This window comes from Paraburkholderia monticola (genome assembly GCF_001580545.1).
Classification (GTDB): domain Bacteria; phylum Pseudomonadota; class Gammaproteobacteria; order Burkholderiales; family Burkholderiaceae; genus Paraburkholderia; species Paraburkholderia monticola.
The window spans coordinates 847,942-864,991 of sequence record NZ_LRBG01000039.1; the positions used below are offsets into that span (position 1 = coordinate 847,942).

Below are 17,050 nucleotides of genomic sequence, written 5' to 3' on the forward strand. Positions count from 1 at the left end.
AGCATGAAACGCGTGTTCGAACTGAGCCTCGCCGGTCTGTTGCTTTGCGCGGCGACGGCTCACGTTGATGGCGAGCCGGCGCGTGTCAATCGCGGCCACGATCCGTTCATGCAAATCTCCAAGGCAATCGCCAATTGCCCGACGCCGCTCGGTCCATTCGAAACCGAAAAGGAATGGCTCGACGATAGCCATTACCGGATCGAGCGCGGCAATAGCTGCTGGATCGAAGGACGTTGCCGTTTGCCGAACGCGTATCTTTACGACGCGGAAATCGCCGAAAGCGTGCAACGGCGTCTCGCGAACCTGAATGCGGCGACGCACTGGCGCGAACAGTCGACGCTGTGGCTCACGCTGCAACGCCGCTTCATTTATGTCGAAGGCTGTGTCGCGCCCGGCTTCGACAAGAAGACCTTCCTCGCCGAACTCGCGAAAACGGCGGACGTCGAGCGCGTGATCGACAACACGGTCAGCGATCCGCGTGCCGCGCAACTGCCATACCGCACCCAGGCGGACCCCGATAAGCCCGTGCTGGACCCAGGCAATTGACGCGGGAAATGACTGCGTTTTCGTCAATGAATCTATATCGACAAACGTCGATAGCAACGCAGAAATCGTTGTTTTGGCCTTGGCAATGTCATTGCTAACATCGGCGGCCCTACCTTACGGTCCGCAATAACAATGACAACATTTCGATTTCGCCGTCCCGACTTTCGCCCTTCATTTCGCGTTGGCCTGATCGGCGCCGCCGTTGCGAGCTTCGTCATGCTCGCCTCGTGCGGCGAGGACAGCGTGCAGCCCACGTCCGCCGCGTCGAGCGCCGCGCCCGCATCCACGCCGGTCGTCGCGCAGAAGCGGCCGAACATTCTCTACATCATGGCCGACGACCTCGGCTACTCCGACATCCACGCGTTCGGCGGCGAAATCAACACACCCAATCTCGATGCGCTCGTACAGAGCGGCCGCATCCTGACGAATCACCATACGGGCACCGTCTGCGCGATCACGCGTTCGATGCTCATTTCCGGCACCGATCACCATCTGGTCGGCGAAGGCACGATGGGCGTGCCGACCGACGAGCGCAAAGGACTGCCGGGTTATGAAGGCTATCTGAACGACCGCGCGCTCTCGGTCGCGCAGTTGCTGAAGGACGGCGGCTATCACACCTACATGGCCGGCAAGTGGCACATCGGCTCGGGCATCGTCGGCAGCGCGACGGGCAGCGGGCAGACGCCCGACCAATGGGGTTTCGAGCACAGCTACGCGCTGCTCGGCGGCGCCGCGACCAATCACTTCGCGCACGAACCGGCCGGCTCGCAGAACTACACCGAAGACGGCAAGTACGTGCAGCCGGGCCAACCCGGGCAACCGGGCGGCGCGGGCGGCAGCCCGGCCGTGTTCTATTCGACCGACTTCTACACGCAGCGCCTGATCTCGTACATCGATTCGAACAAGGGCGACGGCAAGCCGTTCTTCGCGTACGCGGCCTATACATCGCCGCACTGGCCGCTGCAGGTGCCCGACCCCTATCTGCACAATTACGTCGGCAAATACGATGCCGGCTATGACGCGATCCGCGATGCGCGTATCGCCCGGCAGAAAGCACTCGGCATCATTCCACAGGACTTCGTGCCGTTCGGCGGCGCCTCGGAGACGCTGGCCTCGAGTCCGGCCACCGCGAACAATGGCACCGTGAACGCGAAATACGTGAGCGCCGTGCACAGCGCCGCGCAGGGCTACACCGATTACGGCCCCGGCTATGTGAACAAGAAGTGGGACAGCCTGTCGCCGGCCGAGAAGAAAGCGCAGGCGCGCTACATGGAAATCTACGCGGGCATGGTCGAGAACCTCGATCACAACATCGGCCTGCTGATTCAGCATCTGAAGGACATCGGCGAATACGACAACACGTTCATCATGTTCCAGTCGGATAACGGCGCCGAAGGCTGGCCGATCGATTCCGGCGCGGACCCGACCGCCACCGACACCGCGAACGCGACCGATCCCACCTACTCGCAACTCGGCACCGACAACGGCAAGCAAAACGCGCAACGCCTGCAATACGGCTTGCGCTGGGCCGAAGTCAGCGCGACGCCGTTCCGCCTGACCAAGGGCTATTCGGGCGAAGGCGGCGTGTCGACGCCGTTGATCGTGCATCTGCCGGGACAAACTGATCAGAAGCCGACGCTGCGTGAATTCACCCACGTGACGGACAACACCGCAACGTTCCTCGCGGTCGCGCAGATCACACCGCCGACCACACCGGCCCCCGCGCTGATCAACACGCTGACCGGCGTCGATCAGAACAAGGGCAAGGTGGTCTACAACAATCGCTACGTCTATCCGATCACTGGCCAATCGCTGCTGCCGCTGCTCGAAGATCAGAGTACGGCGCCGGTGCATAGCGCGTCGTTCGGCGACGAAGCGTACGGCCGCGGCTATCTGCGCAGTGCCGACGGCCACTGGAAGGCGTTGTGGACGGAACCGCCGCTCGGCCCCGTCGACGGTCACTGGCAGCTGTACGACATGAGCGCCGATCGCGGCGAAACGCAGGACGTGTCCACGCAGAACCAGTCGATCATCGATGGTCTCGTGCAGCAGTGGAACGCCTATATGACGAGCGTCGGCGGCGTCGAGCCGCTGCGTCCGCGCGGTTACTACTGAGCACACGATGGCGTTTTCATTCAAGCTCAAGAGCGGCGTGGCGCTGTATGGCGCGTACGCCGCAATCGCGGCGGCCGCGTTCGCCGTCGCGTTTGCGGCGCCTTCCATCAGTGCGGCGAGCGCGGCCGCATTTGGCGCTGGCCCGTCCGGCGCATTCGACAACCTGAACCGCTCGCGCCCCCTCGCCGCGCTCGGCTCCGAACAGCAATGCAAGCGTTACTCGGGCTTGCCCGCGCGCTGGCGCGACGACCCGCAGGCCGGCATGGTGCATCTGCATGGCGGCGACTTCGTGTTCGGCAGCAAGCTCGGCTACGAAGACGAACGCCCGGCCGGCGACGGCAAGACACATGTCGCCGGTTTCTGGATCGACCAGACCGACGTCACGAATGCACAGTTCGCCGCGTTCGTGCACGCGACGGGCTACGTCAGCGATGCGGAGCGCCAGGGCGGCGCGGTGGTATTTCACACCCCGACGCGCGAAGAGATGAACGCGCGCGATCTCGCGTGGTGGAGCTGGGTCAAAAGCGCCGCATGGAATCATCCGGGCGGCCCCGGCAGCAATCTCGACGGCCGGATGAATCAACCGGTGACGATGGTCACGCAGGCCGATGCGCTCGCGTACGCGCATTGGCTTGGCCGCGATCTGCCGACCGAAGCCGAATGGGAATATGCGGGCAAGGCCGGCCATGACGGCGCGGATCTCGATACCGCGCCGCGCGACGCGCACGGCAAGCCGAGCGCGAACTACTGGCAAGGCGTATTTCCGGTGCTCGACACCGGCGAGGATGGTCACGTGGGCCTCGCGCCCGTCGGCTGCTATGCGGCGAACGATTTCAGGCTCTACGACATGATCGGCAATGCGTGGGAATGGACCAGGGACGTGTACACCGGTCCCCACCAGTCGCATACGAACGGCGACACCGCGGCCGTCGCGCCACTCAGCCGCCGGCACGATACGCCGATGGTGATCAAAGGCGGTTCGTTCCTGTGCTCGCGCGACTACTGCGTCAGGTATCGCGCGGCGTCGCGCGAGCAGCAGGAAGCCGACTTGCCGGCTTCGCATATCGGCTTTCGCACGGTGTCGAGGGATGCATCATGAAGCGACTTATCGTTGCCGCGCTTGCGCTCACGGTGTTGCCTGCGTTGTTGCCTGAACGCTCGCACGCCGCATCGCAGACGATCAAGGTCGGCGTGAGTTCGGGCGCGCAAGCCGAGATCATGAATGAGGTGCGCCGCGTCGCCGCGACCGAGGGCCTCGCGCTCGACGTCGTCGTGTTCGATCAGCCTGCGCGGATCGACGCCGCGCTGGCCGCGAAAGAGATCGACGTCGCGAGCTTCGAAGACGAACCGGCACTCGACGCGCAGCGCAAACAGCATGGCTATGCACTGACGAGCGTGGCCACGACAGTCACGTTTCCGCTCGCGCTGTACTCGCGCAAGCTGACGAACCTCGTGCAACTGCAACGGGGCGCCACGATCGCGATTCCCGACGACCCCGCCGGCACCGCACGCGCGTTGATCCTTCTGCAAAACGAAACGCTGCTGACGTTCCGCGACAGCGCGGGCCTGCATGCGACGCTCGCCGACATCACGAGCAACCGGCTCGGCCTGAAGATTCGCCAGGTGCCGCGCGCGCGTCTGTACGACACGCTGAACAGCGTCGCATTCGCGGTGATCGACAGCGACACCGCGGCACGCTCGGGTCTTCACCCGGCACGCGACAGCCTCAGCCTCGAAGACGCGCGCTCGCCGTACGCGAACGTACTGACCGTGCGCGAAGGCGATCGCCAGGACGCATGGGTCGGTCAGCTGGTCGCCGCCTATCATTCGAACGACGTCGCGCATTTCATTCTCACGCGATATCAGGACTCGGTGCGTCGGCCGTGGTAAAGACGTTCTCGTTTTCCTGTTCCGCGTGCGGTCGATGCTGCAACAGCCCGCCGTCGATGACGCTCGCGGAACTGTTCCGTCATCCTGACCGGTTCATCGGCTGCATCGCCATTGGACGAGTCGCGCGCAGGCGGCCCGGCGAACGGCTGCGCGTCGGCCGACATGAAGCGCTGCTCGACGAAGCCGACTGCGCGGCCTTCGATGCGCTTGCCGAGACGCTGCTGTATCGCGCGGGCGACCTTTTCAGCATCGTCGCGCAGGGCTTCGACTATCCATCGCTCGCGCGCTGCCCTGCTCTCGCAGACGACGGACGTTGCGCGATTCATCTGCAAGGCAAGCCGCTGACGTGCGAAGTGGTGCCGCTCGACCCGCTCGTGCCGGATCACCTGCAACATCTGGTACTGGCGGAACGCGGCGACAGTGCCGTCTATGTCGGGAGTGCCTGCATTCAGGAAGGCAGACGTGACGATGCGGCGTTGTTGGTCGACCAGGGCCGCATTGCCGATCCGCACGCGCAAGAAACGCTCGCGCGACGACGGCGTGCGCTCGAAGCAGAGCGCGCAATCTGGACCCAGGCCGTATTCGACGCATTGCGCGTCGACCTGTTCGATTCGCCCGCCGCACGCGCACGCATTCCCGCAGGCGGCTTTCTGACCATCTCGCTGGTGCCCGCGCTGCTGAGCGTCGCGGCCGCATCCGCGCGTTGCCGTGAGCTATGTCTCGACTATATCGACCGCCAGTTGGTGTTGATCGAACGCAGCATCGCGCAGGCCCTCGCGCGGCGCAGGCTCGACGATCGTCCGGTCACGCAGCAACTGCGTGGATTTGCCAATGCGTATCAGCACGCAAAAGCGCGCCTCGTCGATGCGGGTGCCGTGGCAGACGACCACGGCAAGCCGGCCGCGCGTCCCGACATCGACGCTTATCTGAGCAGCGCCGTTCAGTGATCCGGACCGGCTTTCACAGTTGCGCGTCCAGCACGCTCACGAACTTTTCGATCAGTTTCTCGCCAAGCGAACGCTGCTTCCACGCTTCGAGCGTGACGCGCTTCGATTTCGCGATGTCGTCGGCGAAAGTGGCCGTCTGCTGCTTCGCGAAGTCGCTGTCGTAGATGTTCAGGTTCGCTTCGTCGTTCAGCTTGAACGAGCGGTTATCGAAGTTCGTCGAGCCGACCGACACCAGGTACTCGTCGACCACCAGCAATTTGCAGTGGAACATGGTCGGCTGGTACTCGTAGATCTCGACACCCGCTTTCAATAGATCGCCCCAGCACGCACGCGATGCTTCGCGCACCGTGTGCGTGTCGATGCGTTTGCCCGGCGTGATGATCTGCACTTTCACACCACGTTTCGCGGCTTCGACGATCGCATTGATGGTGAGTTTGTCGGGCACAAAGTACGCGCTCGCAAGCTGCAGACTGCGCGTGGCGGCGGTGATGGCCATCAGATACATCAACTGCATGTCGTCGCTGCCGCCCGACGGCGAGCTGCTGAACATATGCGCGAGACCTTCGCCCTCGCCTTTCGGCTCGGCATCGACGGGCGGGAAATACGCGGGACCGTGCAAAACGTTGCCGGTCGCCTTGATCCAGTTGTCCATGAACACGGCCTGCATATGGCCGACCGCCGGACCTGTCATGCGAAAATGCGTATCGCGCCAGTGCTTTTCGTCCTGCGCGTTGCCGGTCCACTCCGGCGCAATGCCGACCCCGCCCGTAAAACCGATCCGGCCGTCGATCACCAATAGCTTGCGGTGCGTCCGATCGTTCATACGACCGAGTCCAGTCCAACGCGGCTTGTGAAACTTGACCACTTCGGCGCCCGCCTCGCGCAGTAGTTCCAGATAGCGCCGATCCATTTTCGACGAACCGACCCAGTCGAGCAGGATATGCACGGCGACACCTTCGCGCGCCTTATCGGCAAGCGCGTGCGCAAACTGTTCGCCGATTTCGCCGGACCAGTAAATGAACGTTTCAAACGTGATGGTTTCGCGCGCCGAGCGAATGCCTTCGAGCATCGAGGGAAAGATGCGGTCGCCATTGAGCAGCATCTCGAAGCAATTGCCCGGCACCACGGGCGGTCCGAGCAATAGACCCATCGAGCGAAGGAATTGCGGATCTTCGCTCTTATATAGACGCTCGATCTTGTGTTCTATCTTCTTCTCGCCGCTCGACAGATTGGCGATCACGAGAACGATCACGAGCGTGACGAACGCGGTAATAGGAATAGTCAGCATGCGTGGCCTCGATGCCGGGCGACAGGACACGAGATGCACGGCGCGTGCCCGAATCAGGACCGCGCCTTGCTACCCCCTTCTAGCGCTTCATCTGACTGCTTCATCTGACCAACGCAAATGCCTCGCGGCTGGCTATTTCGCCCGCGCCGAATACACCGATAACCGTATAGTCGGACGCCACGCATTCGAATGTCGACGCTTCGAACGTAAGGACGAAATGACGCCGCGCCGGTGCCTCGGGATCAATGGCCGGAGAGCCTGCCGGTACCGCGGCAATTTCCGCGCACAGCGACGAATTGACGACTTCATGCAGCGCGTAGCCAGTTAGACCCTGCGCCGCGAGCGGATGAATAGGCAAATCGGCATCGCCCGGCGGCCCGAGACGATGAAAGACGGTGTCGGCAAACAACACCGCGCAAAAAGGATCGTCGTCGGGATCGAATGGCCCGAATCGTTCAAAGTCCGACTCCGCGATCGGATAAGTGAGGATCACGCGGCGATCGCTCGCGACGATGAATGGATCGGCGGCATCGGCGGCCGGACGAGGAGCGGAGTCCAGCAGGACGACCTGGTCTTCCTGCTGGGATGCGTAGCACGTGCTAGCCATCTACTTCACAGCCCGCGGCCGTTAGGCGCTGGCTTGCGTCTCTGGCGTTTGCGGAGCTGCGGCGGGCGCGGCCGTGCTCTTCGCGGCAGCCTTGCGCGCCGGTGCCTTTCTTGCCGTCTTCACTGCGCTTTTGCGGCCGGCGGTTTTCTTCACCGCGGCTTTCCGGCTTGCCGGGGTCGCCTTTTTGGCTGCGGTCTTCTTTGCGGCCGTCTTGCGAGTCGCTTTTTTCGCCGCGGTCTTCTTGCCTACCGCACTCGCGGCCGCTTTAGCCTGGCCGCTTTTCGCCGCCGCTTTCGCCGCCTTCGGAGCGGCGCTCGTCGCGCCTTCGATCAGGAATTTGCTGCGATCCTTGACCGCCGCCAGCCATGCCGGCGCCGGACCGCGGCCACTCCAGGTCGCGCCGGATTTCGGATCCAGGTACTTCGGCGGCTGTGCGCCTTTCGGCTGACCTTTGCCGCGCTTCGCGGCGGGCGCGGCCGCGGCTTTGCTTGCACTCGCGGCATCGATCAGGAATACGGTGCGGTCCTTCACGCCGGCAATCCAACCAGGCGCGCGGCCGTGACCCGTCCAGGTCGCGCCGGTTTTATGGTCGCGGTACTTCGCCGGCGTTGCCGATTTGGCGGCCTTGCTGGCGCCGGCGGGTCTTCCCCGACCTCTGCCGACATTGCCATTCAGACCTCGCGCGGCACGTCGTGCCTTTGCCTGTGCTTCGATATCGGCAGTCGTGAGACCGTGCTTCAGCATCAACTCGCGAATCTGATCGACCGCGGCCTGTGCTTTTCTGGCAATGAGAGCGTCAGCTTGCGCCTGGAGCTTCTTAAGCTTTGCTTGGATTTGCTCTAACGAAGGCATTTGATTGCTCCTTATGTGGTAATCGTCGAACTATGCCATGAATGACGAAAGAAAGGCAGTCTATTCACCTGTCCTGAGCTTCAATACATCGATAAGACGCCCATGCAGCGTTCAAATAACAAAGCTTTCAGGCTTTCTTCCGACTCATCGCAGTCTTCTTCCTTTTCCTTTCCTCCTGATTGCTCTTTTTCAATTCGGTTCCGCCACTCAGATCGGTGTAAAAACGACGACCTGGCGATCGGCAATGTACCTCACACTCCGTATAAAGCGGTAGTGTTGACCGTCCGCCGTTATCCGGTTGAGCCCGAGGCGAGTCAGCACCAGCATTTCATCTGCCTGAAAAGCGTCGACGACTCCGGAATCCGTTAAATCCTCCAATGCGCCCGAGGGATTTCCGACATACACGCTGCGCACCTGCTTGCCGATCCGCATCACGACCACGCTTTTTCCCTCGTCGAGAGCCAGCTCGAGAAAGCTGGCAAGCGTGCGCAACGACTCCGGCGTGCAAGTCCTGGTCTGATAGATCGGTGCAGTCGATGGCGTCATTGTGTTTCCCCGTCGTCCGTATCGGCGATAAAAAAGGGCGCCGCCGTGCTTGCTCGCATTAGTCGCTTCTACTATAGGCAAGCATTAGCATATTCAAAGGAGAGTAGCCCATTTTTTATTCAAAAAGGTCTCTTTTTGTGGCCTGCTATAGCGCAAGGATTGAAGCGTGCGCGAAACGCCAGTGACGAGGTATGCAAAAAGACAGCCGCGGCTCCTGTAACGGCCCGTTACCGATCTTGCAGCATCTGTTGCCTCTGCAGCCGCGTCATCCATTTACACTTCGTGTCGGCGCCCGGCGGCAAATGTACAGCCAATAGAGAGCCTTGATGAGCCGCCGCACTCGCGGCGGCCATTGAAAATGCACCGGGCCGCCCCATTTTCGATCCACTCAAACGCGATGGTACTTGCAATGAAAGCTGGTTTTATTCGGACCGCCCTCGGGGCGTTGGCTGTCTCTTTGGCAATGGCCGGCACCGCAAACGCGGCCGGTTGCCTGAAAGGAGCGGTAGTAGGCGGTGTCGCCGGACACTACGCGGGACATCATGCGGTGGTCGGCGCGGTCGGCGGCTGTATCGTCGGGCGGCATATGGCCAAAAAGCACGCCGAAGAGCAACAGGCGGCAATTCAGGCTGCGCCGCATCAGCAGGCCAGAATGCAGTAACGGGAGAAATGGAGGCACCGCCGCAAACGTTTACGCAGGCGGCGGGGAAACGATGTTTGAATCCCCGCTTCGCGGCAAGTGCCCCATTCCGCTCGATCACGCAATGCGCAATCCGCGAGCCGGCAGGATCTCCTGAGTCGTCACGAAGCGGTGCTGCTTGACCGCGTCGTGAAAGAGGCGATAGTCACTCTTCTCGAAGGCGTCAGTCCAATTCGGTCTGTCCCCGGTGTCGTCATCGCACGACAATCCGGTCGCCAGGTACTTCCACGAACCGGGGCCTTTGGCGATATAGCCGGGCACGGGTTCTTTCAAACGGGGAATACGGCCGGCATTCACCCATTCGCAGACGGTTCTCAGCCGCAGGTTGTCGTCGAGATCGCGGTTCGTATCGAGTAGTCGGGTCAATGCGTCCTTGACGTCGTCCGGCATGCCGGGCTGGGTTTCGAAATCTTCACGTCCGGCCAGATAAGCTCGCACGACGCGACAACTCATGTCCGCCGCCTGTACGAAATCGGGCAAATTATGTCGCGAGATGAAGTGATTCAGGCCGTCGATGTAATGCCAACGTGCCCAGGGCTGGTCGGGGTAATGCAGCGCGGCACCGTGACCGACCGGCAACGCGATCGTCAGAACGTCCGTCTCGACACGCTCGATCAGATGCGCGACCGCCAGTTCGAGGCTCGCGAGCCAGCCTTTGCGCGTGCAATCCTGCGCTTCGAGAAGATGCACGCGATTCCAGGGGCTTTCGATGCCCGCGAATCCCTGGTGCGCCCAGGTATCGACATACGTATGAAGCGTCACGCCGAGCCGGTGCAACGCGGTCTCCGAATCGCGCTGCCGGATCGCGCGCCGTACCACTTCGCGTGCCACTTCACTATCGGGCCGGCAAACCGCCTTTTCCTCGAGGCTCTCACCAACGCCGGCCGGCAAAAAATGAAAAGGCGTCCACACCAGCCGATTCTGGTCGTTCTCGGTATTGGCGTAGTCGAATAACTTGTGCGCGGTAGCAAAGCGCTCGAATGTCTCGCCACCCTTGAACCGCAGTATTCCGCTCGTCGTTGCGTCGTCGACGTACTGGCAGGCATGCGCGACAGTCTGCGCATCGCTGGGCGTCATGCCGCCGACGCGCGCGGCAATGTAGATCACGCCGTAATGGAAGTCGATGTTCATGGCAGGCGCTCCTCGCGCGCATACTCACGGCCGGTCTGTTGCAGGCGACAAAGGCGAGACGAATTCAGGGAGCCGCGCGTGAGTAGATAGTAGACGAGCGAGCGGCACGCGCCTTGAAAAAACACGCGTTCCGGGCGCACCTTTTCACGTTTTGCGCCATTCGACTGTTCGGGCTACTGAAGGAAGAACGCTGCGCCGCCGGCGCGAGGCAATCGGCCGGCACGGAAAGCCCGGACCGACCCGGTCGGCGCGGCTCAGGTCAGATGCGTAATGGACAGACGACTATTCCAGTGCTGATTCAGATATTCGAGCGCGAACATCCGGTGACAATGATGTGGTAAATGTTCACTGCAAAGCAGGCACCCGGACTCGAATAGCGCGATATCCAGATTGCTTTCCACGCGGCGCCGCGAAATGAGGTCGAAATATTCCTCGCGAAAATTCTCCCAGCTCAATTGCTTGCCCTGGTAGCGTTTAAGCAGATCCGGCTCGGGAGCCAGTTCGGGAACTTCCACGTACGCCGCATTGCACAAGTGCTCGAGAAAGTAAGGCAGATCCTGCCTTTTCGCAAAGCCCGCGAGTTGCGAGGTGTTATTGAGGCGAATGTCGAGCACCGTGCGCACCTGGGCGCCCTTCAGCAAATCGAAGAACTTCTGCGCGCTTTTGCCGGTAAAACCGATGCTCGCCACCTGCACGACACTTTTGTCACGTTTCATGGTGAATTCCCTGGTGGGCCACTCAGCGCCCATAAAAAAGCCTCGCTGCGATTGGCGCAGCGAGGCTCGGGTCTCAGTGCATCTTTGGCGCGGCTCGGGCGCTTTTACTTGACGATGTCGACCAGTTCGACTTCGAAGGTCAGATCGGTATTCGGCGGAATCGGGCCGACGCCGCGATCGCCGTAGGCGGTCGCCGCCGGGCACGTGAGACGCGCCTTGCCACCGACTTTCATCTTCTGCACGCCTTGCGTCCAGCACGGGATCACGCGATTGAGCGGGAACGTGGCCGGGCCGCCGTGCTTGGCCGAGCTATCGAATTCCGTGCCGTTGGGCAGCGTGCCGCGATAGTTGACCTTCACGACGTCGGTTGCGGACGGTTGCGGGCCCGTGCCTTGCGTCAGATGTTCGACGATGACGCCGGACGGCAGCTTCTCCGTGGTCGGCGCGGCAGCCATCGCGGTCGAGGACAGAACGGCTGCGGCCAGCAAAGCAACGAGTGATTTCAAAGCGAATCTCCAGTAGGGTAATTCGGCTGATTGTAACGGATCGGCTGTCGGCCGAGGCGCCCAGCCGTTGCCCGATGCCGCCCGAGGTTGCACCCGCTTCCAGGAGGTCGCTGAACCGGCGCGCGAGCTCGCGGTCCACATGAACATCCGGCGAGCGAGTCGCCGGCACGCGAATTTGCCACATCCGTCGACAAGAGCGCTTTCGATGACCGAGCCGGCCGATTCTGATACCCCCGCCGACCAGCCGGCCGCCGCCCCGGCGTCCGCCGACGAGCGGCGTCGCGCGCCCAGGCCGCGGCGGATTCCGCGCAGCGCCGCGCAACAGGCGCGGCTCGATGCGCGCGATCCCGCTTTCGAGCCGCTGCCGTTTCCGTCGTATTCAGCCGACGATGCGCGCCGCCCGTTCACGGACAAGCTCGACGCGTGGTTCGCCGCGCGCCGCTGGCAACCGTTCGATTTTCAGCGCGAGGTATGGCGCAACATCGCCGACGGCGCGAGCGGCGTGCTACATGCAAGCACAGGCGCGGGCAAAACCTGGGCCGTGTGGTTCGGCGCGCTCGCCGCGTTCGAGAAGGCATCGTCGACGCCGCGCCAGCATCCTGAACCGCTGAGCGTGCTGTGGATCACGCCGATGCGCGCGCTCGCCGCCGATACCGCGCGCGCGTTGCAAAGCTCCGCCGCAGAACTCGCCGTGCCCTGGAGCGTCGGTCTGCGCACCGGCGATACGTCGAGCGCCGAACGCGAGCGGCAGAACCGGCGCATGCCGTCCGCGCTCGTCACGACGCCCGAGAGTCTGACGCTGATCCTGACGCGTGCCAATGCGCGTGAAGTACTGGCTCAGGTGCGGCTCGTGATCGTCGACGAATGGCACGAACTGCTCGGCAACAAACGCGGCACGCAGACGCAACTGGCGCTCGCGCGTCTCACGCATTGGCGCCCCGGTTTGCAGGTTTGGGGGCTGTCGGCGACGCTCGGCAATCTGTCGTTCGCGACCGAGGTACTGCTCGCGCCAGTCGCGACGCCGCGCGTCAGTGTGCACGGCGCGCTGCCGAAAGCACTGATCGTCGACACGATCATCCCCGACACGATCGAACGCTTTCCGTGGGGCGGTCATATGGGCATGCGTCAGGTCGATGCCGTCGCGCGCGCGATCGACGCGGCTCGCACGTCACTCGTCTTTACCAATACGCGCTCGCAATGCGAGGTCTGGTATCAGGCGCTGCTCGACGCGCGGCCCGAATGGGCCGGTGTGATCGCGCTGCATCACGGCTCGCTCGATCAGCAGGTACGCGAATGGGTCGAACGCGGGTTGAAGAACGGCTTGCTGAAGGCGGTCGTGTGCACGTCGAGTCTCGATCTCGGCGTCGATTTTCTGCCAGTGGAGCGCGTGTTTCAGATCGGCTCGCCGAAAGGTGTCGCGCGCCTGATGCAGCGCGCGGGCCGCTCGGGACATGCGCCCGGTTTGCCGTCGCGGGTGACGATCGTGCCGACTCATGCGCTCGAATTGATCGAAGCGGCCGCCGCGCGGGAAGCCGTCGACAAGCGGCAGATCGAAAGCCGTGATACGCCGGAAAAGCCATTCGATGTGCTGGTTCAGCACCTCGTCACGGTGGCGATCGGCGGTGGTTTCGACGCGCGCGAGCTGTACCGCGAACTTTTGCACACCTATGCATATCGTGATCTGACGCAGGCGGAGTTCGATTGGGCGCTGGGTTTTGTCGAAGGCGGCGCGACGCTGCGCGCCTATCCCGACTACCATCGGGTCGCGCGCGGTACCGATGGTCTGTACCGCGTGCCACGCGACGATCTCGCGCGCCGCCATCGCAACAACATCGGCACGATCGTCGCGAACGGCACGATGAACGTTGCGTATCTGTCGGGCGGACGCATTGGTGCAATCGAGGAAGCGTTCATTTCACGACTCAAACCGGGCGACGTCTTCACGTTCGGCGGTCGCGCGCTCGAACTGATCCGCGTGCAGGACATGACCGCGTGGGTGCGGCGCGCGAGTTCATCGCGTGGCGCGATGCCGCAATGGGCCGGCAGCCGCATGCCGCTATCGTCCGAGCTGGCGGACGCGACGCTTAGCATGCTCGCACGCGCGGCCGGCGGCATCTACGACGAACCGGAAATGCGCGCGGTACAGCCGCTGCTCGAATTGCAGCAGAAGTGGTCGGCATTGCCCGAGCCGGGGGTGCTCGTCGTCGAGTTGCTGAAATCGCGCGAAGGTCATCATTTCTTCTGCTATCCGTTTGCGGGGCGCACCGCGCATATCGGACTCGGCGCGTTGCTCGCATGGCGTGTCGCGCGCGAGACGCCCGGTACGTTTTCGATTTCGATGAACGACTACGGTTTCGAATTGCTGTGCGTGCAGGCATTCGATTGGGAAGCGCAAATAAAGAATGGCCTGCTTTCGCCCGAAGAACTCGATCACGACATTCTCGCGAGCCTCAATTCGTCGGAGCTGTCCTTGCGACGTTTTCGCGAGATTGCACGCGTGTCGGGACTCGTATTTCAGGCGCATCCTGGACAGCAGAAGAGCGCGCGGCAATTGCAGGCATCGAGCGGGCTTTTCTACGAAATCTTCCGTCAGCACGATAGCGGCAATCTGCTGCTCGGTCAGGCCGATGCCGAAGTACTGCTGCAAGAACTCGACGTGCGGCGCATTCGGCTTGCGCTCGAACGGATGAACGCGAGCCGCGTCGTGCTGACGCGGCCGAACAAGCCGACGCCGTTCGCGTTTCCATTGATCGTCGGACGCCTGCGCGAAAAAGTCAGCACCGAGAAGCTCTCGGATCGCGTCGAGCGAATGCTCGCGGAACTGGAAAAGGCAGCGCAACGATGAAGCCGAACTCGCTTGCGATCGACATCGCCGGACAGCGGCTCGTGCTGTCGAGCTCGCGCGCGTGTTTCGATCCGGCGTTGCGCGCGCTTTTTATCGCCGATGCGCATTTCGGCAAGGATGCGGTGTTTCGCGCCCGCGGCATTCCGGTTCCGATTGGTTCAACCGCGGACAATCTGCTGCGGATCGATCGTCTGATCGCCGAGTTCGAGCCGGCGACGCTGGTGTTTCTCGGCGATCTGTTGCACGCGCGCGAATCGCTGTCGACGCTCACTATCGATGCGTTGCATGCGTGGCGCGTGCGGCATGCGTCGATGCGTGTGGTGCTGGTCGAAGGCAATCACGACAGGCATGCGGGTGCATTGCCGCGTACGTTGGATGTCGAGGCTGTGCGCGAACCGTGGCTGATCGGCGCGTGGGCGTTGTGCCATCATCCGCGCGCGGTCGATCGAGCGTATGTGCTCGCGGGACATGTGCATCCGGTCTACAGGATCGCGACGCGGACCGATTCGGTGCGCGTGCCGTGCTTTCGCTTTGGAATCGATCGCGGGGTACTGCCGGCGTTCGGCAGTTTTACGGGCGGCGCGCGTGAGACGGGGCGCGTTGCGGGGGAGAGGGTCTTTCTTGTAGTGCAGGAGAGGGTGATCGAGTTGCAGAGTTGAGTGGACGGCGGGGGCCGTCCACCTGGTTGCCTCGTTGGATCATTGATTGGTGGTTCGTCAGCGTCGCTTTGTGTTGGCATTGTCGCTGCAGCCAGTTTCTTGCGACGCTCGATCGTGGGCTGTGTGGAGGCCGGGTGGCGCCGGCCGCCACGGTCGGAGGGAGCCCCGCATGGTTCGCGAGGCTCCTCCTGCCCCCAGTTAGTGGTTACCGCCGCCGTGGCCGCCGTTGCCGGAGCCACCGCCGCCGTAGCCGCCACCGTGGCCGCCTTGGCCACCGCCGTTGCCGCCGTTGCCGCCAGGGCCTCCGTGGCCGGAGCCACCATTGCCTTGGCCGCCGCCATTACCTTGGCCACCACCGTTGCCGCCGTTGCCACCAGGGCCGCCGTTGCCGGAGCCACCGTTGCCCTGGCCGCCGCCGTTGCCTTGGCCACCACCGTTGCCGCCAGGGCCGCCGTGGCCACCGTGACCAGAGCCTCCGCCGCCTTGGCCACCGCCGTTGCCACCGTTGCCGCCAGGGCCACCGTTGCCGGAACCACCATTGCCTTGGCCACCGCCGTTGCCGCCAGGGCCACCGTGGCCAGAGCCTCCGCCGCCTTGGCCACCGGCGTTGCCGCCAGGGCCGCCGTTGCCTTGGCCACCGCCATTGCCGCCAGGGCCACCGTGGCCGGAGCCTCCGCCGCCTTGGCCACCGCCGTTGCCGCCAGGGCCGCCGTTGCCTTGGCCACCGCCATTGCCGCCAGGACCACCGTGGCCGGAGCCTCCGCCGCCTTGGCCCCCGCCGTTGCCGCCAGGGCCGCCGTTGCCGGAACCACCGTTGCCTTGGCCACCGCCATTGCCGCCATTACCGCCAGGGCCACCGTGGCCAGAGCCTCCGCCGCCTTGACCCCCGCCGTTACCACCAGGGCCACCGTTGCCGGAACCACCATTGCCTTGGCCACCGCCATTGCCACCATTGCCGCCAGGACCACCGTGGCCAGAGCCTCCGCCGCCTTGGCCCCCGCCGTTACCACCAGGGCCACCGTTGCCGGAACCACCATTGCCTTGGCCACCGCCGTTGCCGCCAGGGCCTCCGTGACCAGAGCCTCCGCCGCCTTGGCCCCCGCCGTTGCCGCCAGGGCCGCCGTTGCCCGAACCACCATTGCCTTGGCCACCGCCATTGCCGCCAGGGCCTCCGTGACCGGAGCCTCCGCCGCCTTGGCCGCCGCCGTTGCCACCGTTGCCGCCAGGGCCTCCATTGCCGTGACCACCGTCACCATGCCCGCCAGCACCTTGGCCACCATCTCCGTGACCGCTGGCACCGTGCCCACCATCGCCATGTCCGCCATCACCTTGGCCACCATCGCCGTGGCCGCTGGCACCATGGCCACCATCGCCGTGGCCACCGTCGCCATGACCGCCATCACCTTGTCCACCGTCGCCGTGGCCGCTGGCACCATGGCCACCATCGCCATGGCCACCGTCACCGTGGGCACCATCGCCATGGCCACCGTCACCGTGCCCACCATCGCCATGGCCACCGTCACCACCATCGCCATGACCGGCGTCACCGTGGCCACCATCGCCATGGCCACCGTCACCGTGCCCACCATCGCCGTGGCCGCTGGCACCGTGACCTGAATCACCGTGTCCGGCATCACCACCCTGGCCATGACCATGACCGCCGTCGCCGTCACCGTCACCGCCGTGGCCATGACCGTGACCG

Annotated in this window: 15 protein-coding genes; 8 read left to right on the forward strand and 7 right to left on the reverse strand. The window is 63.6% G+C overall.

From position 1 onward, the window contains the following. Positions 1 to 3: 3 nt before the first annotated feature. The 5 genes from CI15_RS34945 (at position 4) to CI15_RS34965 (ending at position 5,498) form a co-directional block, all read left to right on the forward strand. On the forward strand, positions 4 to 546 hold the full coding sequence (locus tag CI15_RS34945) for a hypothetical protein (RefSeq protein ID WP_062138262.1): 543 nt from the start codon (positions 4 to 6) through the stop codon (positions 544 to 546). A gap of 216 nt (positions 547 to 762) precedes the next feature. Then, positions 763 to 2,661, forward strand: coding sequence for an arylsulfatase (locus CI15_RS34950; protein ID WP_420915900.1), 1,899 nt, complete (start codon positions 763 to 765; stop codon positions 2,659 to 2,661). A 7-nt stretch (positions 2,662 to 2,668) separates the two neighbouring features. Next, positions 2,669 to 3,760: a formylglycine-generating enzyme family protein gene (locus tag CI15_RS34955; protein WP_062138266.1), complete on the forward strand. Its 1,092-nt coding sequence runs from the start codon at positions 2,669 to 2,671 to the stop codon at positions 3,758 to 3,760. After that, the gene (locus tag CI15_RS34960) at positions 3,757 to 4,551 is read left to right on the forward strand and encodes a MetQ/NlpA family lipoprotein (RefSeq protein ID WP_062138268.1); all 795 of its coding nucleotides are present in this window, start codon (positions 3,757 to 3,759) and stop codon (positions 4,549 to 4,551) included. Before CI15_RS34955 ends, CI15_RS34960 begins: the two co-directional genes overlap by 4 nt. Then, entirely contained in the window at positions 4,545 to 5,498 is a 954-nt protein-coding gene (locus tag CI15_RS34965; protein WP_063910612.1) for a hypothetical protein, read from the forward strand. The genes CI15_RS34960 and CI15_RS34965 overlap by 7 nt, the downstream gene beginning before the upstream one ends. A 13-nt stretch (positions 5,499 to 5,511) precedes the next feature. Here the strand turns inward: CI15_RS34965 and cls are convergent, their stop codons facing one another. The 4 genes from cls to CI15_RS34985 form a co-directional block, all read right to left on the reverse strand. Then, complete coding sequence (gene cls / locus CI15_RS34970; protein WP_062138273.1) at positions 5,512 to 6,786, reverse strand: cardiolipin synthase; 1,275 nt, start codon at positions 6,784 to 6,786, stop codon at positions 5,512 to 5,514. A gap of 100 nt (positions 6,787 to 6,886) precedes the next feature. Beyond that, a complete protein-coding gene (locus CI15_RS34975) occupies positions 6,887 to 7,393 on the reverse strand; it encodes a hypothetical protein (protein ID WP_062138275.1) in 507 nt (168 codons plus the stop codon). Between the two features lie 21 nt (positions 7,394 to 7,414). Beyond that, positions 7,415 to 8,245, reverse strand: coding sequence for an H-NS family nucleoid-associated regulatory protein (locus CI15_RS34980; RefSeq protein ID WP_062138276.1), 831 nt, complete (start codon positions 8,243 to 8,245; stop codon positions 7,415 to 7,417). Between the two features lie 207 nt (positions 8,246 to 8,452). Next, positions 8,453 to 8,791 (reverse strand): hypothetical protein, encoded by a 339-nt coding sequence (locus CI15_RS34985; RefSeq protein ID WP_062138278.1) that lies wholly within the window; start codon positions 8,789 to 8,791, stop codon positions 8,453 to 8,455. Between the two features lie 409 nt (positions 8,792 to 9,200). Here CI15_RS34985 and CI15_RS34990 point away from each other — a divergent pair, with 409 nt between their 5' ends. Then, positions 9,201 to 9,452 (forward strand): hypothetical protein, encoded by a 252-nt coding sequence (locus CI15_RS34990; RefSeq protein ID WP_174543286.1) that lies wholly within the window; start codon positions 9,201 to 9,203, stop codon positions 9,450 to 9,452. Positions 9,453 to 9,548: 96 nt separating this feature from the next. On the opposite strand, the gene CI15_RS34995 is transcribed toward CI15_RS34990, so the two are convergent. The 3 genes from CI15_RS34995 to CI15_RS35005 all read right to left on the reverse strand — a co-directional run bounded on the left by CI15_RS34995 (position 9,549) and on the right by CI15_RS35005 (position 11,793). Continuing rightward, the gene (locus CI15_RS34995; RefSeq protein WP_062138280.1) at positions 9,549 to 10,622 is read right to left on the reverse strand and encodes a DUF6765 family protein; all 1,074 of its coding nucleotides are present in this window, start codon (positions 10,620 to 10,622) and stop codon (positions 9,549 to 9,551) included. 254 nt (positions 10,623 to 10,876) lie between these two features. Then, positions 10,877 to 11,338 carry a DUF488 domain-containing protein gene (locus CI15_RS35000; protein WP_062138282.1) on the reverse strand — a complete coding sequence of 154 codons (462 nt, stop codon included), beginning with the start codon at positions 11,336 to 11,338 and terminating at the stop codon, positions 10,877 to 10,879. A gap of 104 nt (positions 11,339 to 11,442) precedes the next feature. Then, a complete protein-coding gene (locus tag CI15_RS35005) occupies positions 11,443 to 11,793 on the reverse strand; it encodes an FKBP-type peptidyl-prolyl cis-trans isomerase (protein ID WP_373685682.1) in 351 nt (116 codons plus the stop codon). 256 nt (positions 11,794 to 12,049) lie between these two features. Here CI15_RS35005 and CI15_RS35010 point away from each other — a divergent pair, with 256 nt between their 5' ends. Further along, positions 12,050 to 14,689 (forward strand): ligase-associated DNA damage response DEXH box helicase, encoded by a 2,640-nt coding sequence (locus tag CI15_RS35010; RefSeq protein ID WP_062138284.1) that lies wholly within the window; start codon positions 12,050 to 12,052, stop codon positions 14,687 to 14,689. Next, the gene (gene pdeM / locus CI15_RS35015; RefSeq protein ID WP_062138286.1) at positions 14,686 to 15,348 is read left to right on the forward strand and encodes a ligase-associated DNA damage response endonuclease PdeM; all 663 of its coding nucleotides are present in this window, start codon (positions 14,686 to 14,688) and stop codon (positions 15,346 to 15,348) included. The genes CI15_RS35010 and pdeM overlap by 4 nt, the downstream gene beginning before the upstream one ends. The last annotated feature ends 1,702 nt before the right edge of the window (positions 15,349 to 17,050 follow it).